Origin of the sequence: Pseudomonas sp. VI4.1 (assembly GCF_002029345.1) — a bacterium.
Lineage (GTDB): Bacteria > Pseudomonadota > Gammaproteobacteria > Pseudomonadales > Pseudomonadaceae > Aquipseudomonas.
This window is the reverse complement of the sequence record NZ_MULM01000131.1, coordinates 1-23824: the sequence shown is the minus strand read 5'-3', so window position 1 is coordinate 23824 and position 23824 is coordinate 1. Positions and strand designations below refer to the sequence as shown.

General features: G+C 58.3%; 17 protein-coding genes and 4 pseudogenes. 4 read left to right on the top strand and 17 right to left on the bottom strand.

Features of this window, described 5'->3' with window-relative positions; genetic code table 11:
* Positions 1 to 44: 44 nt before the first annotated feature.
* Together ccoG and BZ163_RS09920 are read right to left on the bottom strand one after the other, a co-directional pair.
* On the bottom strand, positions 45 to 1475 hold the full coding sequence (gene ccoG, locus BZ163_RS09925) for a cytochrome c oxidase accessory protein CcoG (protein WP_128870760.1): 1431 nt from the start codon (positions 1473 to 1475) through the stop codon (positions 45 to 47).
* 195 nt (positions 1476 to 1670) lie between these two features.
* Positions 1671 to 1904, bottom strand: a complete 234-nt coding sequence (locus tag BZ163_RS09920) for a DUF3203 family protein (protein ID WP_128870759.1) — start codon at positions 1902 to 1904, stop codon at positions 1671 to 1673.
* Positions 1905 to 2031: 127 nt separating this feature from the next.
* Between BZ163_RS09920 and BZ163_RS09915 the strand changes: the two genes are divergently transcribed.
* Positions 2032 to 2550: an MgtC/SapB family protein gene (locus BZ163_RS09915; RefSeq protein ID WP_128870758.1), complete on the top strand. Its 519-nt coding sequence runs from the start codon at positions 2032 to 2034 to the stop codon at positions 2548 to 2550.
* Between the two features lie 111 nt (positions 2551 to 2661).
* On the opposite strand, the gene BZ163_RS34790 is transcribed toward BZ163_RS09915, so the two are convergent.
* From BZ163_RS34790 to BZ163_RS09880, 8 genes are all read right to left on the bottom strand, one after another.
* Complete coding sequence (locus tag BZ163_RS34790; RefSeq protein WP_168187338.1) at positions 2662 to 2826, bottom strand: hypothetical protein; 165 nt, start codon at positions 2824 to 2826, stop codon at positions 2662 to 2664.
* A gap of 134 nt (positions 2827 to 2960) precedes the next feature.
* The gene (locus BZ163_RS09910; protein ID WP_128870757.1) at positions 2961 to 3350 is read right to left on the bottom strand and encodes a tautomerase family protein; all 390 of its coding nucleotides are present in this window, start codon (positions 3348 to 3350) and stop codon (positions 2961 to 2963) included.
* 8 nt (positions 3351 to 3358) lie between these two features.
* Positions 3359 to 3985, bottom strand: coding sequence for an FMN-binding negative transcriptional regulator (locus tag BZ163_RS09905; protein ID WP_168187337.1), 627 nt, complete (start codon positions 3983 to 3985; stop codon positions 3359 to 3361).
* A 181-nt stretch (positions 3986 to 4166) separates the two neighbouring features.
* Positions 4167 to 5471 (bottom strand): SidA/IucD/PvdA family monooxygenase, encoded by a 1305-nt coding sequence (locus tag BZ163_RS09900; RefSeq protein ID WP_128870755.1) that lies wholly within the window; start codon positions 5469 to 5471, stop codon positions 4167 to 4169.
* Entirely contained in the window at positions 5468 to 6847 is a 1380-nt protein-coding gene (locus BZ163_RS09895; protein ID WP_128870754.1) for a diaminobutyrate--2-oxoglutarate transaminase family protein, read from the bottom strand. The genes BZ163_RS09900 and BZ163_RS09895 overlap by 4 nt, the downstream gene beginning before the upstream one ends.
* A gap of 15 nt (positions 6848 to 6862) precedes the next feature.
* Positions 6863 to 7906, bottom strand: coding sequence for an aromatic ring-hydroxylating dioxygenase subunit alpha (locus tag BZ163_RS09890; protein ID WP_168187336.1), 1044 nt, complete (start codon positions 7904 to 7906; stop codon positions 6863 to 6865).
* Positions 7907 to 7974: 68 nt separating this feature from the next.
* Positions 7975 to 9501 carry a 4-hydroxyphenylacetate 3-hydroxylase family protein gene (locus BZ163_RS09885; RefSeq protein ID WP_128870752.1) on the bottom strand — a complete coding sequence of 509 codons (1527 nt, stop codon included), beginning with the start codon at positions 9499 to 9501 and terminating at the stop codon, positions 7975 to 7977.
* A gap of 61 nt (positions 9502 to 9562) precedes the next feature.
* A complete protein-coding gene (locus BZ163_RS09880) occupies positions 9563 to 10315 on the bottom strand; it encodes a sulfite exporter TauE/SafE family protein (protein WP_128870751.1) in 753 nt (250 codons plus the stop codon).
* A gap of 842 nt (positions 10316 to 11157) precedes the next feature.
* On the opposite strand from BZ163_RS09880, the gene BZ163_RS09875 reads away from it, so the two are divergent.
* From BZ163_RS09875 to glgB, 3 genes and pseudogenes are all read left to right on the top strand, one after another.
* Entirely contained in the window at positions 11158 to 13152 is a 1995-nt protein-coding gene (locus BZ163_RS09875; RefSeq protein ID WP_128870750.1) for an alpha-1,4-glucan--maltose-1-phosphate maltosyltransferase, read from the top strand.
* 173 nt (positions 13153 to 13325) lie between these two features.
* The gene (gene treS / locus BZ163_RS09870; protein ID WP_128870749.1) at positions 13326 to 16667 is read left to right on the top strand and encodes a maltose alpha-D-glucosyltransferase; all 3342 of its coding nucleotides are present in this window, start codon (positions 13326 to 13328) and stop codon (positions 16665 to 16667) included.
* A 2-nt stretch (positions 16668 to 16669) separates the two neighbouring features.
* A pseudogene (glgB, locus tag BZ163_RS09865) lies at positions 16670 to 18900 on the top strand (1,4-alpha-glucan branching protein GlgB).
* A gap of 87 nt (positions 18901 to 18987) precedes the next feature.
* Here the strand turns inward: glgB and BZ163_RS09860 are convergent.
* The 7 genes and pseudogenes from BZ163_RS09860 to BZ163_RS09835 form a co-directional block, all read right to left on the bottom strand.
* Positions 18988 to 20052: an autotransporter outer membrane beta-barrel domain-containing protein gene (locus tag BZ163_RS09860; protein WP_128870748.1), complete on the bottom strand. Its 1065-nt coding sequence runs from the start codon at positions 20050 to 20052 to the stop codon at positions 18988 to 18990.
* 239 nt (positions 20053 to 20291) lie between these two features.
* Positions 20292 to 20759: a hypothetical protein gene (locus BZ163_RS09855; protein ID WP_371916797.1), complete on the bottom strand. Its 468-nt coding sequence runs from the start codon at positions 20757 to 20759 to the stop codon at positions 20292 to 20294.
* Between the two features lie 38 nt (positions 20760 to 20797).
* Positions 20798 to 20922: pseudogene (locus BZ163_RS36350) on the bottom strand (autotransporter outer membrane beta-barrel domain-containing protein); the annotation flags it as partial.
* Between the two features lie 33 nt (positions 20923 to 20955).
* Complete coding sequence (locus tag BZ163_RS09850) at positions 20956 to 21756, bottom strand: endonuclease/exonuclease/phosphatase family protein (RefSeq protein ID WP_128870747.1); 801 nt, start codon at positions 21754 to 21756, stop codon at positions 20956 to 20958.
* Positions 21757 to 22089: 333 nt separating this feature from the next.
* Positions 22090 to 22848: a PIG-L deacetylase family protein gene (locus BZ163_RS09845; RefSeq protein ID WP_128870746.1), complete on the bottom strand. Its 759-nt coding sequence runs from the start codon at positions 22846 to 22848 to the stop codon at positions 22090 to 22092.
* 124 nt (positions 22849 to 22972) lie between these two features.
* Positions 22973 to 23573 (bottom strand): annotated as a pseudogene (locus BZ163_RS09840) (SAM-dependent methyltransferase).
* Positions 23570 to 23824: pseudogene (locus BZ163_RS09835) on the bottom strand (PIG-L family deacetylase); the annotation flags it as partial. The pseudogenes BZ163_RS09835 and BZ163_RS09840, both read right to left, overlap by 4 nt.

The following is a 23824-nucleotide window of genomic DNA, read 5'->3' as shown; positions in this document are numbered from 1 at the left end:
AAGCCTCGCTCCTACAGCGAATGGCAGCATCGCAGTCTAAGGGATCAACGGTTCATCGGCGCAACAAACCGGCTCTTGGCCACGCTATAAATATCGGGCTCGTCACCGTCGACAATCTTGAAGCTGATGCTCTGCGACCCGCTGCTCGGCCGTTCGCTCATCATCGCCACCGACACCGGCACATCGACTATCTCGCCAGGCGCCAGGCTCAGCTCGGTCTTGCCCTGGAGCTGGAAGCCGTCGCCATCGACCAGGGTCACCCGGTAGTCCTGCCGTTGCTGGGTCTTGTTGATGACCTTCAGGCTATAGATGTTTTCAATCTGGCCCTGACTGTTCTCGCGAAACAGGCCCCGGTCCTTGCTCACGTCCAGCGAGACCATCGGCCGTTCCACCAGCGCCAGGGCGAGGGCGCCGATCATCACCAGCAGCACCGCGGTATAACCGATCAGCCGTGGCCGCAGCAGCCGGGTCTTGCCACCCTGCAACTCATGCTCCGAGGTATAGCTGATCAGCCCAGGGGCATAGCCCATCTTGTCCATGATCGAATCGCAGGCGTCGATGCATGCGGCGCAACCGATGCACTCCATCTGTAAACCGTCGCGGATGTCGATGCCGGTGGGGCAGACCTGCACGCAGAGCTGGCAGTCGATGCAATCGCCGAGTCCGACTGTAGCCGGTACCACCTCGCGTTTGCGCGGGCCCCGGTGTTCCGCCACGGCGACGTCATAGGAAATGGTCAGGGTGTCTTTGTCGAACATCACGCTCTGGAACCGGGCATACGGGCACATGTGCATGCACACCGCCTCGCGCAGCCAGCCGGCGTTGATGTAAGTGGCACCGGTGAAAAACACCACCCAGAACAGGCTGACGCCGCCCATTTGCAAAGTCAGCAATTCTTCGGCCAGCGGCCGGATTGGCGTGAAGTAACCGACAAAGGTCAGGCCGGTCAACAGGCTGATGGCCAGCCACAGGGTGTGCTTGATCGAGCGCCGGATCAGTTTGTTCAGGCCCCAGGGCGCGGCTTGCAGCTTGATGCGCTGGTTGCGTTCGCCCTCGGTGATCTTCTCGCACCACATGAAGATCCAGGTCCAGGAGCTCTGGGGGCAGGTGTAGCCGCACCAGACCCGCCCGGCGAACACGGTGATTGCAAACAAGCCGAATGCGGCGATGATCAGCAACGCCGAGAGCAGGATGAAATCCTGCGGCCAGAAGGTCGCGCCAAAGATGTGGAATTTGCTTTCGGACAAGTCCCAGAGCACCGCCTGGCGGCCGCCCCAGTTCAACCACACGGTGCCGAAAAACAGCAGGAACAGAAACCCGGCGCCGCTCATGCGCAGCGTACGGAACAGGCCGGTGAAACTGCGGGTGTGGATCAGGTTGTCGCTGGACTTGGCCTTCATCTGTGGACGCGAAGGCTCGAAGCTTTGTACGGGCGGGACACTTTCCAGGGTTCGGACGGGAATTCTATCGCTCATGGTCTGTCGCTCATCAGCCTCCATCAGGCGTGAGCACTATGCGCGGCGATCTGTTTGCATAACAGACTCAGATATTGCAATAAAAAGCGGATCAGATGGCCTGGAACCCACTGGCTGCGACAACTTGAAGCATCCAGTACAGCGCGATGCCGACGCCTGCATCAGGCGCCGGGAGGCATTGTCGAGGTGATTCGGTCAAATCACCGAATCACTGTCGGTGGCCTTCAAATGCCGGCGACCGTCCACGGCACCTGCTACGGTCAATGCATCGGCTTCCGCTTCGGTGATGTAGATGTGCTGACCATTGATGTCCACCGCCGACATGGCCTTTTCAGGGTCAGTAACGATGGTGACGTCGGGACACAGACGAATTTCTTCGCCGTTCTCGGTGGTAAAGAAGCAGGTCTGGTTTTCGATGCGTACCGTCATGGGAGGTGTCCTTTATTCGGCGGGTTCTAAACTGTTAGGACGTAATTGACGGACATCGTTCTGTGCAACCGATTAATGGTCGCCGCGGTCCACCCCCTATCGAGCCATTCATTACAAGGATTGCACCATGAACGCCTGGTGGCATGAGGTTTGGGTGACCCTGCAAGCGGAGTTCGCCGACATCACGGATGCGTCACAGCTGACCCGCATCACCGTGCGCTTGTTGATGGCCGCGCTGCTGGGCGGGATTCTCGGTTTCGAACGCGAGCAGAAGGGCAAGGCCGCCGGGGTGCGCACCCACATGCTGGTGGCGCTGGGGGCGGCGCTGTTTGTGCTGGTGCCGCAGATGTCCGGCTCCCAGGCCGACGCCATGAGCCGGGTCGTGCAGGGCGTGATCGCCGGGATCGGCTTTCTTGGCGCCGGAACCATCCTGAAAAACCAGGAGGGCGATGAAGGCCACGTCAAAGGCCTGACCACCGCCGCCGGCTTGTGGATGACCGCGGCCATCGGCGTTTCAGCCGGGTTGGGGCGCGAGGCGACAGCGGTGCTCAGTACCTTGCTGGCATTGATGATCCTAGGGGTGATGCCCAAGATCGTGAAGATCTTCGAGAAAGATGACATCACCTGTAGGAGCTGGCTTGTGTAGGAGCTGGCTTGCAGCGAAGGCGTCCTAAGGAGTGCGTCGCATGATCTGACGGCCCCTTCGCTGGCAAGCCAGCTCCTACATTGGATCTTTCATCGGTCAGGGAGATTGTGTTCAGGGTTTGACGATCACCGGCGGCATCGTCTCCGGTGGTTCTTCCCGTGGCGGTGGGGTGGTGCCCGGCGGCTCCTGTTCAGGCACCGGTTCCGGTTCGGTCGGTGGAATCGTTGGACTGTCAATGTTTGGATCGGGTGTTTTAGCTGGGACGGGAATAACCATCGTTGAAGCCTCCTTGTGGCACATGGCGTAAGACGTGCTTAAGTGGATTGACCGTTGCACAGAGGAATTGATTCCACGAAATTTCATCAGTTTGTAGGGACCGTTCTTGCTTGAAAACTCCACCTCCTTCGGGGTTAAATCTCGATTGAATACCCGAAGTCAATTTCGCACGCCGGTTGACCACCTCGCATTCCCCAGTTTTCAGCGTCATGTTCTTTCAATAGGATCAACACTGAATGTGCAGGGAGGCGGAGCTGTTCTGTCAAAGCATCACAAATGGTTTGATATAGCTGACGTTTGGATTCAAGTGTGCGCCCCTTGAACAGCGTTATTTCTATTTGGATGAACTCCGTACAATCACCGGGTGCTCGGAAGTCCTGAGCTTCGTAGGTTTGATATCGCGCCTGTAGTTCCTCGTCAGTAACTTTGAAGACCTGCTTTAAGCAACGATAAATCGTTTCGATTACCGCACGGCGAACAACCGCACTGCGCTGGACCGTATCTTCTATTCGTATTATGGGCATACCTCACCTCAATTGGAGCTGCGTGCGGATGTCGTAGAGAGGACGTCGACCAGTAATCCTCGATGCCCATACAAACGATGAGAGAGTAACCATTCGAGGGCCGCGGAAGCGTCCGCGGCAGGCTTGTCCTGAGACAGTTTGAAACGTCCTTCTACATGTTCGGGCTGAATCTTAAGGCTCCGGATATGATGTAGGTTAGCCATAACTCGAGCGTCATCGGGGTCGAAACGATAATCCGTCTCTTTCGTTGACAAGCGCTCGGCGGTTTGCTGCAGGGTATCGAGGTTTTGGCTAGGGTTACTCGAAACAGTAATTTGCGCTTGCATATGAACGGCCAGGTAATTCCATGTTGGCAGCTGGTTGGAAACGTAGGCGTGGGGAGGGATATAAGCCGACGGTCCCATGAAGATGATCTGGCAACTGAGACGTTGCGTTTTATTGAATTGAGGGTTTTTGACGTCCACGTGTCCGAACAGCGAGCCGTCAGACTGACGCAATAACGGAATATGACTGGAAATAAACACGTCCTCCTGTCTGGACGTGATAGTTGCCAAGGGGAAGGCGTCGATGAAGCGATCAATCAGTTGCTGCTCGGTTGATCGGTGATGGGGATAATGAAACGGGCAAGTAGGCATAAGCATGTTCTCGCAGAAATAAAAAAGAATTAAAAAAGAAGTTCAAAGTGTGCATAGGGTTGGCATTCTGTGCAGCGATATCACCATGTGCTTAGCACTCGTGGTTCGGTGGGTTATGTCTGCAGAAATGGTGGACGCAGCACCCACTGGCCCACACAATTGCTCAACGAAGTCTGCCCAATTATTGTCGAGCGGGCTGCTCTGCCAAGCCCAGTTGTCTGACGAGTGATTGAACAATGGTCTTTGAGCGCAGTGCGAGCAGACTGAAGGATCCCGCGTCGCCCATACCGTGTGACGACTCACACAACCCATTGAGGTACGCAGGCGGTCCCTCAATTAGATCAATCCGATAATCGCGTCCTATAGAAAATCCGTCCAACTGATTGTCGGCGGCGAAGCGCCGCAATAAAGGCGGAAAGGGCTCTTGCCTATCGCCTCCACCGAGATCGAGAAAACCAGTGGCAAGAATGACCAAGTCGAAGGTCTGCTGATGGGTTCCGCCCTCCAAATAGTGGAGACTTTCTATTTCCAGCCCAATCGCCGACGGCCTGCAAGCCTGAATTTCCTCGCACGTGCGCAGTTGCAAACGGCGATCCCCAAACAGCGACTGCTCGTAACGGCGCACATACAACTGATTCAAGACATCAATGTCGGCGGAGGAATAGTTGGTGTTCACAAGCTCTTTACGTAGCCGCTCTTTGTGTTTGGCGCTAGCGTGATAAAAGGTGTCGACGAATGAGGGGAAATACACTTCTTCGGAAAATGGGCTGGTGTCCTTCTGGCGATAGCCGAAATTGCGTGTGTACCCTACGACTTCGCGCACGCCGAATTGCTCGCTGGCATGAAGCAAAATCTCCACGGAACTTTGACTACCTCCAATTACAGCGATGCGACATTTTCCCGCAGTTGCGGCCACAGCGTCCGCAAGGGCCGGCAAGTAGTCGTTGAGATGGCGTACGCGCACGTCATCCAAGCCCGCGAAAGGCGCCGGGATATGGGGCGTGCGTCCGGGCGCGATTACCAGGGAGCGGGCGTGTAATACTCGTCCCTCGGTGCAGTGCACCTTGAAGTGGGGGCTGGAGCCTTCAGAAGCGCAAACCGCCTCAACAGCATCAGCTTGGCAACCATAAAGCACTCGGTCACCAAAGAACCCGGCGACCCAGCTGACGTAATGGGCGTACTCGGCGCGCAACGGATAGTGCAAAGGTAGGTTCAGGTGTTCATAAAGCCGATCATGCTCGTACAAGAAATTGGTGAAGGTATAACGACTGCGTGGATTACGCGGCGTGACTAGGTCGCGAAGCGGATGATTCTGTATGTCGGAGCCTGGTAACAGCATGTTGGGCTGCCAAAATGAATCCAGACGCTTCTCAACAAAAGCTACGCGCAGATGCGGGGCCAACTCCTCCAAAGCAATCGCCAGTGCGATATTTGCTGGTCCGAATCCGATGCCGAGCACATCAACTATCGAAGTGGGGGATGTCATGCCTGTACCTCCATCATATTGACTGGAGGTATGACCCGCGCAGCCGAGTGATTGTGTTGGGTAAGGACTCGGTCCAGGCGCTCTAGTATCTGCTCGACTTGCAGGCTGCTAATCACTAACGGAGGGAGAAAACGCAGTACCGCGCCGTGGCGACCGCCGGTCTCTATGAGCAATCCGTCTTCAAGACAAGCGCGCTTCACGCTGGACGCCAAGTCGCCAGCTGCTTGAGGATGGCCTTGCGAATCAATCTGACCATTCGGATCGACCAGCTCCATCCCCAGCATTAGACCTCGCCCACGTACGTCACCGATACACGCATGTTGGCTTTTCAGCTTTAGCAGGCCTTCGCGTAGTTGGTCGCCAACGGTACGGACATGTTCCAGCAGGCCCTCTTCGCGAATGAACTCAAGTGTTGCGGCGCCGCTGACCAACGCAATTTGGTTACCCCTGAACGTGCCTGCGTGGGCGCCGGGCTTCCACTGATCGTACTGCTCTCGATAAAGCAATAACGACAGGGGGTAACCGCCGCCGATGGCTTTTGATAACAGAATTGCATCGGGGATGATTCCGGATTGCTGAAAAGCGAAGACGTCGCCGCTGCGGCCAATACCGCTCTGAATTTCGTCCACCACCAGAGGCACTTGATGGCGTTCGGTGATTTCCCTCACCTGACGCATCCAATGGGCACTCGCGGGTATGCAACCGCCTTCCCCCTGAATGGCCTCCAGCAACACCATCGCTGGTTTGCTAACTCCGCTTTCAGGATCGCTCAGCACGCTTTCGAGACAAGCGAGGCTAAGCCGTTCAGTTTCATGGGCGCTAATGCCCGCACCAAATGGGCTACGGAAGGCATAGGGGTAAGGCAGGAAATGCACCTCGCCCGGTAGACCACTGATTGCTTGCTTGGGCGCCAGATTGCCCATCATGCCCAAGGTACCGTGCGTCATGCCGTGGTAGGCGCCCTGAAAAACGATAACCGGGCGCCGTCCAGTGACGGTTTTGAAAAGTTTGAGGGCTGCCTCAGCCGCATCCGCACCGGTGGGGCCACAGAGCTGGAATTTCGCTTGTGTGGCAAATGCAGGAGGGAGTACTTCGAAGAGTTCGTGCACGAAGTGCAATTTAGCCGGAGTAGCAATATCCAGAGCCTGTTGCAGCTGGCCGGATTGTAGAAACTCCATGACACGGTCTTGAACAAATGGGTGATTGTGCCCGAGCGGCAGCGCGCCCGCGCATGCCAGGCAGTCAAGGTAGCGACGACCATCGCTATCAATCACTTCTGCGCCAGCGCCGTAACTCAATATTCTGGGGATGGTGTTTGCGTATGTACGGGCGTTGGACTCCCGACTTGCAAGCAGTTGCAAAGATTGAAGTGTCATGGGAAACAGTCCTTGTCAGATCGAAACGGTTTTAATCGTAGGTTTGAGGCCGTCAAGCGAAGCGGCCTCACCAAGAGCTCGAATCCAGCGGCGATACTCCAGCCCCATGCGATCGCTCACAACGTGCATTTCGGCGTGAGCGTCAAGAGGCAGCCGAGCAGGGCGCTGGGATTCAACGATGTGCCGGTCTTGCTCGAAAACCATATTTTGGCGTGACAGTATCTGTTCGAGGCTGAGATCGGTACCGAAGTTAATGGCAACAATCAGCCAGATGATGCATTGCGCTTCGTCCACGGGAGTGGCGTTGAAAAAGGTGCAGAAGCGCTCGGTTTCGCCGGTCTTTTTCATAAAGTAAGCGGTGGTGGGGTTGAATACCGAATAGCTATAGCGTGCGTTAATCGGTATCCCGCGATGGTCGCCATAGGGCTGAAAAACGCTGATTTCAGAGGAGTGCAAGCCACGCTCATCCTTGTGAACAGTGTATTTCTTCAGCGGCTCCGGAGCATCCGGCAACCCATTGAGGTTGGCGTGGACGAATGGAAAATGTGAGGCGTCGATAAAGTTCTCAACCGACCGTAACGCATTCGCCTCATAGCAGTATGGCCCGGCGTAAACCTTGCGGTACCTGACATCATCCCATTGTGGGAATTCCGGTAAAGGTCGTTGCGGTGTCTTCAAGCTGACCCAAATGTAGCCATAGCGTTCCTGAGCAAGATGGCGATAGACGAGTCGTTGCGACGCAGGCCCGCTTTGCTCCGGATGAGCTGGCACTCGCGTGCACTGCCCCTCAGGGTTGTAGCGCCAGCCATGATATGGGCACTCGATCTCTCCTTTTTTGATGTGCCCTAATGACAAACGCGCCCCACGGTGCCCGCAGTAGTCTTGCCAGGCATGCACCTGGCCTGTGTCGTCACGCCATAGAACCAAGTCGTTGCCCAACAATCGCGCTGCCTTGGGTTGCTCCGAGCCAACGTCCAAACTTGGGCACACCACATGCCATTGTCCCAACAAAGCTTGGTAGTCAATAGCGTCACGATTCCAATTACCGGTATAGATCATCGATATCTCCAATATTCACGCACGCAAGCTCGGATACCGTCGTAAGGGGCGTCCAGTGTTTGTGGATTTCATCGAGTTTCGCTTTGAAGTGGATTAAACTGCCAGCCGGGAACTTTCCAACCACTCTCGTCATAATCGTCAAGGCATTGATCGACCAGCGACGTGCACTGGTCCATCACACCTGCTGACTCGCAATGACGCAGCATGTCGAGGCGCACCTGTTCATTATTGCCGGCATAGTTGTTTTCATAGAGTTCGTGGCGACCCGCAAACTCACTGCCTAGCGCGTCCCATAGAAGCTTGATGAGCTTCATGCGTTCTGAGGCACTTTGATGGTTGCCCTGATAATAGTCGTCGATCAAAGGCCGTATCTGCGGGTTCGCCATATCCAACCAACTGGCCACCTGCATAATCGGCGCACCGCCCAAGATGGTGTTGAACACCGGTTTGAGTTGACTCATGATCTGCGTTCCAAAGTAGCGGACAGTCGCAGCGGCCTCAAGACGCGGTACAACCGAGCCGTCTTTTCGTACTTCAGGGGATTGGCATAAGTTTTCGGTCAGCGCCCATAATATATTGCGTAGTGCGACGATTTCTGCGAGGCGCGTTCGTACCCCGCGAAACTCGGAAGATCCATTTGAAGCCAGTACCTTGGCCAACAGACCACAGATGAAGTCCAGCTTCACCGCCAGGCGGGTACCCGATTGCAGTGGATAACGATTCAAAAAACCTGACGCGCGATAGAAACTTCGAGCGCGCTCGATGTCGCGATAAATAAGTACGTTTTCCCAAGGAACCAATACGCCGTCGAAGATAAGTGCCGAATCGTTCTCATCAAATCGGCTCGACAGAGGATGATCGAAAGGACTCATGGATGCTGCCTCGTAAGAGCGGCGGCACATGACTTTAAGGTTGGGTGCGTTCATCGGCAGTATAAAACACAGGGCGAAATCTTCTTCCGCGCCAGCCTGATAATGAGTCGCGCTGTTTTGGGCTACGAAGGTTGCATTGGACAACGCGGCACTGGTGGCAACCATCTTGACACCCCGCACTATCATGCCTTCGTCCGTCTCTTTTTCTACGTGCAAGTAGATGTCGCGCATTTGAGCAGCGCTGTGAGCACGGCCTACCGGCGGATTGACCAGAACATGGTTGAGAAACAGCACCTTTCGCGCACTTTTCTGATACCACGACAAGGCATTATGGTGAAACGGCTCGTATAAATCAGGGTTAGAGCGCAAAGTTGCGGTAAACCCAGCCTTGTAATCAGGAGTGCGTCCCATGAATCCGTATGAAAGTCGTGCCCATTGGGCAATGGCATCCCGGGCACGTAACAAATCATCAGAGGAGCGCGATGGCATAAAGTAACGATGGGTTCGATAACCGTCAGGATCAATATCAGTCATCAGGTCCAGAGTCGACGGAGCATGCAGGGCATCGTAAAGACGCGAAAGTGAGTAGGCACTATTACGAAAAGCTGGGTGCTTTGCGACATTTCTCACACGCTCGCCGTAAATGTATATTTCTCGACCATCATCAAGGCTGTCGAGGAAGTCCGGTCCTGTCATCATCTCGTTATGCACGATTTTTTTCATCACGTCGACCTTGTTTGTTAGTTTTGCAATCAGAAAAAACAACGTTTGAACTGCAGGTAAATCAGAGAAGAAAACGAACTATCAGAGTGATGCCAGATGCAAGAATCATCACATTGATAAATTTAAGGAATTGCGTTTTGGATATATTCAAAGTAATTCGGCGCCCGACGGTTACGCCAATCAACATTCCAGGGGCCAAAAACAATGCTAGCCATAACAAGCTGGTGTCCGCGTACACGCCTGCGAACACAAACATCACCACGCGAATCAGGGTGCTGAGGCTGATGAGGGTGGTTTGGGTAATACGCATGGACTCTTTGTTTGGCAGTCGTCCGCTCAGATAGATCGCATAGATAAATCCACCGCTGCCAAACAAGGCACTGAAAATTCCTCCGATGGTGCCAAGCGGGATGGCGGCCTGTGGGGTGAAGGTGCGCTGCGGTTTAACACCACTTAGCGAGTAGAGGGCGTAACCGGTGACAAAGATACCCAGCGCCGGCAGAAGGACTTCCGGGCGTGTGGTAAGTAAAATTGCCGCGCCTACTAGGCTTCCAAGTATCATCACCGGCACCAACCGCCGCAATTCGGCCCGGTCGGCGTTATGTCCGTCACGACTGACGTTGATCAACGCCGCGAACAGATCCATTAACGCTAGCAACGGCACTATTTTGGCAATGGGGATGAACAGCGCCAGCATCGGACTTGCCACCAGTGCCGTACCAAAACCGGCAATCCCGAAGATGATGTAGGCACAGAGCAGCGTAACGAAAATCACGACGAAGCCGGTCATGCCAATAGGAATAATATCGCTCATTATAGAAGTCCTCCATTTCCATTATTAGAACAAGAACCGAGAAGTGCCTGGTCCAGCTTTTCGAGCCTCATGTTGTTTTGTTGTTCGTGGAGTCCGCACTTGAAATCAAGCGGCGCAGTTAGATTTAGTTGATTTTGGTGCTAAGTGCAAGTTGGCGACTTATTTCGTGTAGGAATATTCACTCAGTCAATGGAGATAATTCTTACAATGCAAATGGAGTTTTCTTTATCGTGATTTACGTGTTTAAGGGTGGGTAGAAATAGCCAAGTGTTACTCCATTAAAAAATCACGCTTTAGTTTTCTGTTAAGTGAGAAGCTGGATAGCCTGCATGTTCATTTGTAGGCTAAGTAGGCTCCTTTGTAGGACTAAACAGGCAATACTGCTCAAGACTGATATCTATACCCACAAAAAAAACGACAGACGGTACTCCTCATGGCAGAGATATCGGCTCCAGGAACGACTCTCGGCATCTATAGCTATGCTCGTTACAAGCCTTCGGCGGACCGCCCATTGGATGTCGCCGATAAAGCTATGAATACCGATCTGTCAGTCGAGCAGAATTCATAGGCTGGTCCGGGTAGGGTAATCGATGCTAGGGGGTGTTCAGTCGAAATTGGAATGCCATGAACATGGCCTCGTTTCTGCTAGCTGGTCAGGACTCCGGCAGGGCTTAGCGCGGCTTCTGCTTTTTTGATCGAGACGGCAACTGGTGAATCTTTTGATGAACTTTTACCCGCGCCCGTCGCTCGGAACCTAAGTGAGTTCATTCCGGGGCCGACGGCCTTGCGCGAATGGCGACCAAGCACAAGAGCGTCCATGGGGCGTAAAGGAGAGATGCTCGATGACTGCTGAAAAACCGACAGAGCTCAACTACAACCCGCATATGCCGCTGTCGCAGGCTTTGCTGCTGCCGCGCATCGCGATCGAAAACACCATGCCGACACTCGATGGCGGGCAGTTTGCCGTCAAGGCCGTGGCGGGGCAGGACGTGGTGGTGACCAGCAAGGTGTTTGCCGATGGCCACGATCAACTGGCCGTGCGGGTGCGCTGGCGTGCCGATGGCGACGAGACCTGGCAAACCGAGGTCATGACCAGCCTGGGCAATAATGGCTGGCGGGGCCAGTTCCATGTGGTGGAGCAGGGCCGTTACGTCTTTTGTATCCAGGCCTGGATCGATCAGTTTGCCAGCTTCCGCTACGAGCTGGAGAAGAAGCACCTGGCGGGCGTGCCCATCAGCCTCGAGTTGCAGGAAGGCCGCAACCAGGTCCAGCAGGCGGCGGAGCGTGCGGAAGGCCAGTTGAGCGAGGACCTGGCGGCGCTGCACCATGAATTGTCCGGGCTGCTCGAAACCGAGCAGGTCGCGCTGTTCATGCACCAGCGCAGTGCCGAGTTGATGGCCCAGGCCGATCACCGCGCCTATTTGAGCCTCAGCCCCGAATATCCGCTGGATGTCGAGCGCGGATTGGCGCAGTTCGCCAGTTGGTATGAATTGTTTCCACGCTCGATCACCGATGACCCGGCCCGCCACGGCACCTTCAACGATGTGCACTCGCGGCTGCCGATGATCCAGGACATGGGCTTCGACGTGCTGTATTTCCCGCCGATCCACCCGATCGGCCGCAGTTACCGCAAAGGCCCCAACAACTCCCTCACCGCAGGCCCCAACGATCCGGGCAGTCCCTATGCCATTGGCAGCGAAGAGGGCGGGCACGAGGCGATTCACTCGGAGCTGGGCACGCGCGAAGACTTCCGCCGCCTGGTCGCTGCTGCCGCTGACCACGGGTTGGAAATCGCCCTCGATTTCGCCATCCAGTGTTCCCAGGACCATCCGTGGCTCAAACAGCACCCGGGCTGGTTCAACTGGCGGCCGGACGGCACGATCAAGTATGCCGAAAACCCGCCGAAGAAATACCAGGACATTGTCAACGTCGACTTCTATGCCACCGATGCGATTCCCAGTCTCTGGGTTGAGTTGCGCGACATCGTGTTCGGTTGGGTCGAGGAGGGCGTGAAGATCTTTCGCGTCGACAACCCGCACACCAAGCCGCTGCCGTTCTGGCAATGGCTGATCGCCGATGTGCGGGCGTTGCACCCGGAAGTGATGTTCCTCGCCGAAGCTTTCACTACGCCGGCGATGATGGCGCGGCTGGGCAAGGTCGGTTACACCCAGAGCTACACCTACTTCACCTGGCGTAACACCAAGGCCGAGCTGGCGACCTATCTCACCGAACTGAACGAGTCGCCGTGGCGCGAGTGCTACCGGCCGAACTTCTTCGTCAACACGCCGGACATCAACCCGGCGTTCCTGCATGAAAGCGGGCGTGCCGGGTTTCTGATTCGCGCGGCACTGGCGACCATGGGCTCCGGCCTGTGGGGCATGTATTCGGGGTTCGAGCTCTGTGAAGCGGCCCCCGTGCCGGGCAAGGAGGAATACCTCAACTCCGAGAAGTATGAAATCCGCCCGCGGGACTTCACCGCACCGGGCAATATCATTGCCGAAATCGCCCAGCTCAACCGGATTCGCCGGCAGAACCCGGCCCTGCAGACGCACCTGGGGCTGAAGGTCTACAACGCCTGGAACGACAACATCCTGTATTTCGGCAAACGCAGTGCCGACGGCAGTAATTTCATTCTGGTGGCGGTGAGCCTGGATCCGCATAACGTCCAGGAAGCGAATTTCGAATTACCGTTGTGGGAAATGGGATTACCCGACGACGCCAGCAGCCAGGGCGAGGACCTGATGAGCGGCCATCGCTGGACGTGGCACGGCAAGGACCAGTTCATGCGAATCGATCCGGCGCATCTGCCGTTCGGGATCTGGCGCTTCACCGTATAAAGACATGCGCTTCAAATGTGGGAGCGGGCTTGCTCGCGAAGGCGGAGGGTGTCAGGCAGCATCAATGCCGACTGACACTCCCTCTTCGCGAGCAAGCCCGCTCCCACAGGACAGCGGTGTCATTGGGTTTGCACTCGGCTCCGCAGTAAATTTGAATTCAACAGGAGTTTCAAATGGCGAAGAAACCCAAGGCAGCCACCTTTATCAAGGATCCGCTCTGGTACAAGGATGCAGTGATCTATCAGGTTCACGTCAAATCGTTTTTCGACTCCAACAATGATGGGATCGGCGATTTTCCCGGTCTTATCGCCAAACTCGATTACATTGCCGACCTCGGCGTCAATACCGTCTGGCTGTTGCCCTTCTACCCCTCGCCACGGCGCGACGACGGCTATGACATCGCCGAATACCGTGGCGTGCATTCCGATTACGGCACCATGGCCGATGCCAAGCGTTTCATTTCCGAGGCCCACAAACGAGGCCTGCGGGTTATTACCGAGCTGGTCATCAACCATACCTCGGATCAGCACGCCTGGTTCCAGCGCGCACGCAAGGCCAAGAAAGGTTCGGCGGCGCGGGATTTCTACGTCTGGTCCGATGACGATCACAAATACGACGGCACCCGCATCATCTTTCTCGACACCGAGAAGTCCAACTGGACCTGGGATCCGGTGGCCGGCCAGTATTTCTGGCACCGCTTCTATTCGCACCAGCCGGACCTGAACTTCGACAACCCGCAAGTCATGAAAGCCGTGCTGTCGGTCATGCGCTACTGGCTGGACATGGGTATCGATGGCTTGCGCCTGGATGCGATTCCGTACCTGATCGAACGTGACGGCACCAACAACGAAAACCTGCCCGAGACCCACGACGTCCTCAAGCAGATCCGTGCCGAAATCGACGCCAACTACCCGGACCGCATGCTCCTGGCCGAGGCCAACCAATGGCCGGAAGATACCCAGCTGTACTTTGGCGACACCGACGCCAAAGGCCTGAATGGCGATGAGTGCCACATGGCGTTCCACTTCCCGCTGATGCCGCGCATGTACATGGCGCTGGCCCAGGAAGACCGTTTCCCGATCACTGACATCCTGCGCCAGACCCCGGAAATTCCGGCCAACTGCCAGTGGGCGATTTTCCTGCGCAACCATGATGAGCTGACGCTGGAAATGGTCGCCGACAAGGAGCGTGACTACCTGTGGAATTACTACGCGGCCGACCGTCGGGCGCGGATCAACCTGGGCATCCGCCGCCGCCTGGCGCCGTTGATGGAGCGCGACCGCCGCCGCGTCGAGCTGCTCAACAGCCTGCTGCTGTCGATGCCCGGCACGCCGACCCTGTATTACGGCGATGAAATCGGCGTGGGCGACAACATCTACCTCGGCGACCGCGACGGTGTGCGCACCCCGATGCAATGGTCGATCGACCGTAACGGCGGTTTCTCCCGCGCCGACCCGGCGAGCCTGGTGCTGCCGCCGATCATGGACCCGCAATATGGCTACCTCTCGGTCAACGTCGAAACCCAGGCCGGCGACCCGCACTCGCTGTTGAACTGGACGCGGCGCATGCTCGCCGTGCGCAAGCAGTCCAAGGCCTTCGGGCGCGGCACCCTGAAAATGCTCTCGCCGAGCAACCGCCGGATCCTCGCGTATACCCGTGAATACAGCGGGCCGGACGGCAAGTACGAAATCATCCTGTGCGTCGCCAACGTCTCGCGCAGTGCGCAGGCGGCGGAACTGGACCTGTCCGCCTACGCCGGCATGGTGCCGGTGGAGATGCTGGGCGGTAACGCCTTCCCGCCGATCGGCCAGTTGAATTTCCTGCTGACCCTGGCGCCTTACGGTTTTTACTGGTTTGGACTCGCCGCGGAGAATCAAATGCCCAGTTGGCACGTAGAACCGGCGCAAAGCCTTCCGGACTTCACGACGCTGGTATTGAAGAAACGCATGGAAGAACTGCTCGAAGCGCCATCACGCGCCACGATGGAGCAGGGCATCTTGCCCAACTGGTTGCAAAACCGCCGCTGGTTCGCGGGCAAGGACGCGGCCATCGACAAGGTCCACCTGGCCTATGGCGTGCGCTTCGGCGATGCGCAGCATCCGGTGCTGCTCAGTGAAATCGAAGTCACCAGCGGCGGCCAGACCAGCCGTTACCAATTGCCGTTCGGCTTCATTGTCGATGATCAGGTCGGCCCCGCCTTGCCGCAGCAACTGGCACTGTCGCGGGTGCGACGCGGGCCGCAGGTCGGCTTGATCACCGATGCGTTCGCCCTGGAAAACTTCATCCGCACGGTGGTGCAGGGCATGCAGAACAACACCCTGTTGCCGTCGGATGGCGGCGAGATCCGTTTCGAAGCCACCGACGAACTGGACAAGCTGGGGCTCACGGCTGAGCCGGAAGTGCGTTACCTGTCCGCCGAACAGTCCAACAGTTCGGTGGTGGTCGGCAGCAGCATGGTGCTCAAGCTGATCCGTAAAGTCGCCTCGGGTGTGCACCCGGAACTGGAAATGAGCGCGTACCTGACCGAAGCCGGTTTCGCCAATATTTCGCCGCTGCTGGGCTCGGTGATTCGCCGCGATGCGGCGGGCGAGGACAATCTGTTGATGATCGCCCAGGGTTACCTGAGCAATCAGGGGGATGCCTGGGAATGGACGCAGAACAACCTGGAACGGGCGTTGCGTGATGAATTGGCCGACGCCATGTCCGAGCAGGAACAGCACTACAACGCCCTCGGCGAGCTGAAGGATTTCGCCGGCATGCTCGGCCAGCGCCTGGGGGAAATGCACCAGGTGCTGGCGGCACCGACCGACAACCCGGACTTCGCGCCGCACGTCACCACGCAGAAGGAGGCACTGGCCTCGGCCAAGGATGTGGCGGCACAGCTGGAAAACGCCCTGAAATTGCTCAAGCAGCATCAAAGCGAACTGAACCCGGCGGACAAAACCCTGGTCAGTCGTTTACTGGACAACAAAAAAGCCGTGCTCAGCCACGTCCAGGAGTTGGGCAAAAAGGCCGCCGGCGGCCTGCGGATCCGGGTCCACGGCGACTTGCACCTCGGTCAGGTCCTGGTGATCAAGGGCGATGCGTACCTGATCGACTTCGAAGGCGAGCCGGCGCGGCCGCTGCACGAGCGTCGGGGCAAACACAGTCCTTATAAAGATGTGAGTGGCGTGTTGCGTTCCTTCGACTACGCCGCGGCGATGACGATCAACGTGCACAACGTCGACAACACCGACCTGGCCCAAGCCGCTCGCCAGCGCGTCGCCGAACGCTATTTAAATGAAGCACGACAAGCATTTATCGACGCTTATCGGCTGGCTGCAGCTAGTCTTGCTCATGCGTGGCAAGATCCGGAAGGCGAGGACGCCGCGCTGGCGTTGTTCGGTCTGGAGAAGGCGGCTTATGAGGTGGCGTACGAGGCTGAAAATCGCCCCACATGGTTGCCCGTGCCACTGCACGGTTTATATGGGCTATTGAGTGGGCTTAAACCCTTTTCCGATTTTGATGGAGAGTAGTCATGAGTTTCTCGAACAGGGATCAGGGTCACGCTAAAGAAGCGCTGCTGCCCAATGCACGGGATATCGATGCTCTGGTACGTGCCGAGCATCATGACCCTTTTGCAATTCTCGGCCCCCACGGCGATGGCGCCGGCGGGCAATTCATTCGGGCCTATCTGCCGGACGCCTTGAGCGTGCAGGTAGTGGCCAGGGACTCCGGGGAGGAACTCGGCACCCTCGAGGCCACCCAGACACCCGGGTTGTTTGTCGGGCACTTCGATCGGGCCCAGCCGTATCTGCTGCGCACCCGCTGGGCGGGTGGCGAACAACTGTCCGAAGACCCTTACAGCTTTGGCCCGTTGCTCGGCGAGATGGACTTGTACCTGTTCGCCGAGGGCAACCATCGCGACCTCAGTGCGTGCCTAGGTGCGCAACTGAAGACAGTCGACGGTGTCGACGGCGTGCGCTTTGCCGTATGGGCCCCGAACGCCCGGCGGGTGTCGGTGGTCGGTGACTTCAACAACTGGGACGGTCGCCGCCACCCCATGCGTCTGCGCCATCCCACCGGCGTCTGGGAAGTCTTCATCCCGCGCATGCAGGCAGGGGAGGCCTATAAATACGAAATCCTCGGCAGCCACGGCATCCTGCCACTCAAGGCCGACCCGATGGCCCTGGCCACCTCGTTGCCGCCGGACACCGCGTCGAAAGTCGCTCGCCGCTGAGCGTCGACTGGCAGGATCAGGACTGGATGCTGTCGCGCGGCGACCGTCATCGTTCCAACGCGCCGCTGTCGATCTACGAACTGCATGCCGGGTCCTGGCAGTGCGAACTGGATGACCTGGGCGAGGTAGCCCGGCAGTACACCTGGCATGAATTGGCCGAGCGCCTGATTCCGTACGTCAAGGAACTGGGCTTTACCCACATCGAATTGATGCCGATCATGGAACATCCGTTCGGCGGTTCATGGGGTTATCAACTGCTGTCGCAATTCGCCCCGAGTGCCCGCTATGGTTCGCCGGATGACTTCGCGGCCTTCGTCAATGCCTGTCACCAGGCGGAAATCGGCGTAATCCTCGATTGGGTGCCGGCGCATTTTCCGACCGATACCCATGGCCTGGCACAGTTCGACGGCACCGCGCTGTACGAATACGGCAATCCGCAGGAAGGCTTTCACCAGGATTGGGACACGCTGATCTACAACCTGGGCCGCACCGAAGTGCACGGCTATATGTTGGCGTCGGCGCTGCACTGGCTCAAGCATTTCCACGTCGATGGCCTGCGGGTCGATGCCGTGGCCTCGATGCTGTATCGCGACTACTCGCGCAAGGCCGGCGAGTGGGTACCGAACCGGCATGGCGGCCGGGAGAACCTTGAAGCCATCGACTTCCTGCGTCATCTCAATGATGTGGTGAACCTCGAAGCTCCCGGCGCGCTGGTGATTGCCGAAGAGTCCACCGCGTGGCCAGGTGTCAGCCAGACCACGCAACAGGGTGGCCTGGGCTTTGACTACAAGTGGAACATGGGCTGGATGCACGATTCGCTGCATTACATCCAGCAGGATCCGGTGTACCGCGCCCATCACCACAACGAACTGAGTTTCGGCCTGGTGTATGCGTGGTCCGAGCGCTTCATCCTGCCGATCTCCCACGATGAAGTGGTGCACGGCAAGCATTCGCTGATCGACAAGATGCCCGGCGATCGCTGGCAGAAATTCGCCAACTTGCGGGCGTACCTGAGTTTCATGTGGGGGCATCCGGGCAAGAAGCTGCTGTTCATGGGCTGCGAGTTCGGCCAGTGGCGCGAGTGGAACCACGACCAGCAACTCGATTGGTACCTGTTGCAGTATTCGGAACACAAGGGCGTGCAGAAACTGGTCGGCGATCTCAATCGGCTGTACCGCGAAGAGCCGGCACTGCACGAGCAGGACGACGCGCCGCAGGGTTTCCAGTGGTTGATCGGTGATGACGCGGTCAACAGCGTCTATGCCTTCCTGCGCTGGAGCAAGGACGGACGGCCGGTGCTGGTGGTGGCAAACTTCACACCGGTGCCGCGCGAGGCTTATCGCATTGGCGTGCCGTTTGCCGGGCGCTGGACCGAGGTGATCAACAGCGATTCGGCGACGTATGCCGGTTCCAACTATGGCAATAGCGGCGGGGCGTTTACCGACGATGAGCCAAGCCATGGGCAGGCGTTGTCGCTGGTGTTGAATCTGCCGCCGTTGGCGGTGTTGATGCTGCGCCCGGAGGGTTGATCTAACATCGCGGCGCGCCCTTCGCGAGCAAGCGAGCTTGCTCGTGAAGGCGTCGGCTCAAACAATGCATTCCCTCAGGTCAAACACTCACCACCGCATCCGCACCCCCATACTCCCGATCAACCCATTCAGATCATTGTCATCCACATCACTGCTGTAATCGGCACTGACGTACAGGCTCACCGCGGGCGTCACTCTGGCCACCAGGCCCAACCCCACTTCGACGGACGATGAATAGCGGCTGCTGCTGATCTTGTCGACTTGATCAAGGGTCAGCGTATTGCCGGTGTACACCGTGTGCCACAAGTTGGTCCGCACGTAAGGTTCGATGGGCAGGCCATTGATGTCGTAACTGCCTTTCAACTTTGCACCGACCCGACCGCTCCACGACGTCAGGTCGCTGGACGACGGATCTCTCGAGTCCCGGTTCGGGGTGTCCAGGGTGATTCGTTGATTGATCAACTGCGCCTGGGGTTCAACCACCCAGTTTTCGCTCAGGCCGATCGGGAAACCACCTTCCACCGACAGCGTCACCGCACTGCCTTCGGCCGCTTGCCGGGCGCCCTGGCCGTCACGGCTGTAACCGTTGACCCGGCCACCACTGGCGCTCAAGTCCACGTGCCAGCCTTGGGGGCCGGTCAGGCTCCAATAGGCGCCGAGGCTCTCGCCTTGCAGGTTGAGGGTTTCGGTGTGAGGGTCGGCAAGGGCGCGACTGGTCAGCAAGCCGTTGCCATTGCCCTGGAACTGACTCGGGCCACCGATCAGCCCGACCCGCTGGGTATGGCCACTGCCATTTTGCAGGGTGAGGATCGCCGGGCCTTTGAGGGTGTTGGCCTCCGGGATGGAAGCGCCCTGCGCCAGATAGTCGGTTTGTGCCTGCCGCGATGCCTGCCCGTAAAGCTGATCCCAGGCCAACGGCGCGGCATCTTCAACGGTGAGCTGGGAACTGCGCAAGTCAGGGTGGGCATTGAAGCGGCCAGGATCGGTTGCAGCGAGGGCGGGCAAGCTCAGCCGCTGAACCTCCTGGTCATACCAGGCGGTTTTTTCATCCTCGGGCGAGGCGTGGACCCCCATGGCCGAGCACAGCAGGAGAGAACTCGAGACCGTGCAAAACGTGAATTTGATCTCTTGTGGGCTGAGTGACTTTTTCATGGCGGTCTTCCTTGCAATAGCATGCCTTATCTCGCTTTGGCGTCTCTCTCCTACCCCGAATGAGGGGCGACCGAATGGGTTGGGCAAACCTCTGGCCGCCCGTTCTCGCGGGTGCCTGAAGGCTTGCCCCTGGTATGGTTCCGGGGGTAGTAACGTGTAGCTAAGAAGACCCTTGACATTGCGTCAAGAAATTGGCCGATGAGCGGTACTGGTATTTTTAGGGGCTATAAGTGACTGAATTATGGCGCTTCTCTAACCTCTTGTTTGTTCGTCAGATCGTCAAAAAAGCGCGAGCTGTAAAGCCAGCGCAACGCTACCAGCTGACCCTGAGACCGGTATTGCCGGACTGGGCCCGTTGCTGGTTGCTTGCTGTAGTCGGCACCGGCATAGACGCTGACCGCCGGGGCAAGGCTCAGGATCAGCCCGACGCCGACGTCGGCCTGGGTGGATTTCTGCTGCGTCTCGATCTGATCGGCGTGGTCAAACGTAACCCTGTGGGTGTCACCTGTGCCTGGGGTTCCACCACCCAGTTTGCCGCAACCGGGAACGGTATCGGTCAGCGTCCCGTATAGGCCGAGGCTGTCTCCCTCCAGCTCTACCTTGCCGGCGCGCTTGCCTTCGAAGCCCTGGTTGAAGCCGTCGACATCGCCCTTCAGGCGGTTGTGGCCAACGAAGAAACCCGTGCGCCAGGTTTGCCCGCCCGCCAATTGCGCACCGAACAGGTCATTGCCGACCTGAAAGCCGTTGAACGCCCCGTCAATGTCCCGTCGCTGACCACCAGCTTGTCGCTGGCGGAATTGTCGTCTCCCAGCGCACTTTGTAAAAAAGCTGCCCACCGTTACCGGCGTAATTACCCTGAACCGTCAGGATGTCGCAACAGGGAGCTCATATAAGTGCGGATTTTCAGAGGTGGACTTCGACCGCCAACGGCAAGTGATCCGACAGGTGTGTCCACGGTCTGGTGCCCAGGATCCGCGGGTCATGACTGCTGGCGTTGCGCAGGTAAATCCGGTCCAGGCGCAGCAGCGGGAACCGCGCCGGATAGGTTTTCGCAGGCCGGCCATGGTGGCGTTCGAAGGCTTCATGCAGGTAGTCGCGGCGCACGAGGGCGGCATTGCCCTGCAGCTGCCAGTCGTTGAAATCGCCGGCGATGATGACGGGTGCTGCGTCAGGCAGGGATTCGAGCAGCTGACACAATAGTTGAAGCTGCAACTGGCGATGACTTTCCAGCAGGCTCAGGTGCACGCAAATCGCGTGGACCTCGGCGTGCCCCGGCACATCCAGCACACAATGCAGCAGGCCGCGGCGTTCGGGGCCGGTGATCGAGACGTCGAGGTTGCGGTATTCGCGGATCGGGTACTTCGACAGCAGGGCATTGCCGTGGTGACCATCGGGGTAGACCGCATTACGGCCGTAGGCGAAGTCGCTCCACATGCTGTCGGCCAGGAACTCGTATTGCGAGGTTTGCGGCCAATTGTCGAACCGAGAGGAATGCCGCCCGTGTTCGCCGACGACTTCCTGCAGGAATACCAGGTCCGCCGAGGTGCTGCGCACCGCTTCGCGCAGTTCCGGGAGAATGAAGCGTCGGTTGAGCGCGGTAAAACCTTTGTGGGTGTTGACCGTGAGAATTCTCAGCCGATGAACCACCGGTGGCGTGTCCAACGGCGTGGATTCGATGGCCTGCGGCTTGACATCGCTGCTCACGGTCACTCCTCTGATTTCGGGCTGCTTATGCATGCGACTGATGCGGGGGCGGGCAGTTCAGCGGAATTCGTCGTGACGTTGGTTTCATGGCTAAAATCCGAACCCTGTAGGCGCCGGCTTGCTGGCGAAGGCGTCCTCATGGGTACTGCAAGACTCGAGGCCGCCTTCGCTGGCAAGCCAGCTCCTACAAGGGATCACCGGTGTACAGGTGGATTGTGGTCAACGCCGAATCCTGTAGGAGCCGGCTTGCTGGCGAAGGCGTCTTCATGGGCACTGCAAGGCTCGAGACCGCCTTCGCTGGCAAGCCAGCTCCTACATCTGGATTGGGGTGGTTCAGACAAAGACGATTTCATAGGGCAGGCGAATCCGCTCCAGCAGTGCCCGGGGTAGCAGCGGGGCGAGGCCGATGGCGGGTTCACCGTCGAGCTGGCTGGCGTAAGCATGGGTGGCGTGGCTTTTGCGCGCGACGGTCCAGGTGTCGAGCCGGATCTTGCGCGCGCGGTGCCAGGGAATCATTGCGCGATCGCGGGTCGGCCAGTGCCAGGCCCGCAGCGGTACTTCATGAAACGTCGCGCCGACCATGGCGGCAGCCTTGGCGCTGGCCCGGCCAACCGCCCCATGGTCATCATTGCCGTCCTCGCCCCAGGTGCTGAACACCACATCACCGGGCCGCAAGTAACGGACGATGAATTGAGTCAATTGAAGCTCGCGCCCGGCCAGGGCGTTGTCGGTAAAGCCGCCGCGAATCCACTTCAGGCTGTGCATCGGTAACCCCAGCCGGCGCAAGGCTTCGACGCTTTCCTGGGGGCGAAACACACTCAGGCGTTTCTCCGACCACTGCAGCGACCCCGGATGGCTGGCGCTGCCGCCGCTCATCGAAATCAACTGCAGGGGATGCCCCAAGTTGCTGAGCAGCTGCAACAAGCCGCCGCAGGTCACGACTTCATCGCCGGGATGCGCCGCGATCACCACGGCACGCGCGCCGGGGGGAACCAGGGTTTCGGTGTTGATGACAGGGATGGTGTCCAGCTGAGGGGCGCTGTTCCAGATCTGTGCGGGCTGGCTGCTTTCATTGATGGAAACAGGTTTCATCGGGGCTACGTCCTTGTCTGGTTGCAATGTGCAGCGCTCCAAACCTTGGATTGCCGAGAGCTGAGTATTGCTCATGTCCGGCCATTCGTCGCGTCGATGTCCTATGGAATGGGAAAATCGCCCATCAGCGCAAGCCTTCCAGGGCCGCCACTGAACGGGGTTCGCGGCTCCACAGCTCCAACAGGAAATCGGCCTCCTGATGCAGGACCAGGCGCGGCAAATGCAAATGCGCGTGGAGCAGGTCATGGACGAGTCGGGCATTGAGCGGACAGCCATCGATCGGCGGGCGCCAGTGACAGGCCAGGAGTTGACCGTCGGCGGTCAGCGATTGTGCGGCTCGTTCAATCAGTTGCTTGAGGTCCGGGGCGTCGAGGTAGTAGCCGACTTCGCTGAGCACGATCAGGTCGAACTGTTCGTTCGGCCAGTCGCCCGGCAGGCGGCTCTGACGGACTTCGGCATGATCGAACAGGCTCAGGCGCGTGGCGCGCCAGTGTCACCGCGGCGGCGGCGGTGTCGCAACACAACAGGCGGTCGCAGCGGGTGGCCAGGTCTGCGCTCAGTTCGCCATTGGCGCACCCCGGCTCGAAGATGGCGCGATAACGTGGGCGGGGCAGCGCGGCCAGGGTGATGGCGCGTTTGCGCTGCTCGTACCAACGATCACGGAACGCCCAGGGATCGTCATTACCCGCGAACAAGCCGTCGAAGTAGCGATCCTCGACGCTCATAGAAACACCACTTCGAAGGGTTGCAGCAAACGATCCAGCACATAGGGCGCCAGGACCGGCGGCAAGCCGATGCGCGGGTCGCCTTCCAACTGGCTGGCGAAAGCGTGCACGGCATGCGCTGCGCGCCACCTGATGCGGCGTGAGCAAGACTTTTCGCGCCCGGTGCCACGGCACGCCACTGTCATCGGGGGTTGCCCAATGCCAGGTCCAGACCGGGCAGTTCGTGCACGGTTGCCCCCACGCGCCGGGCC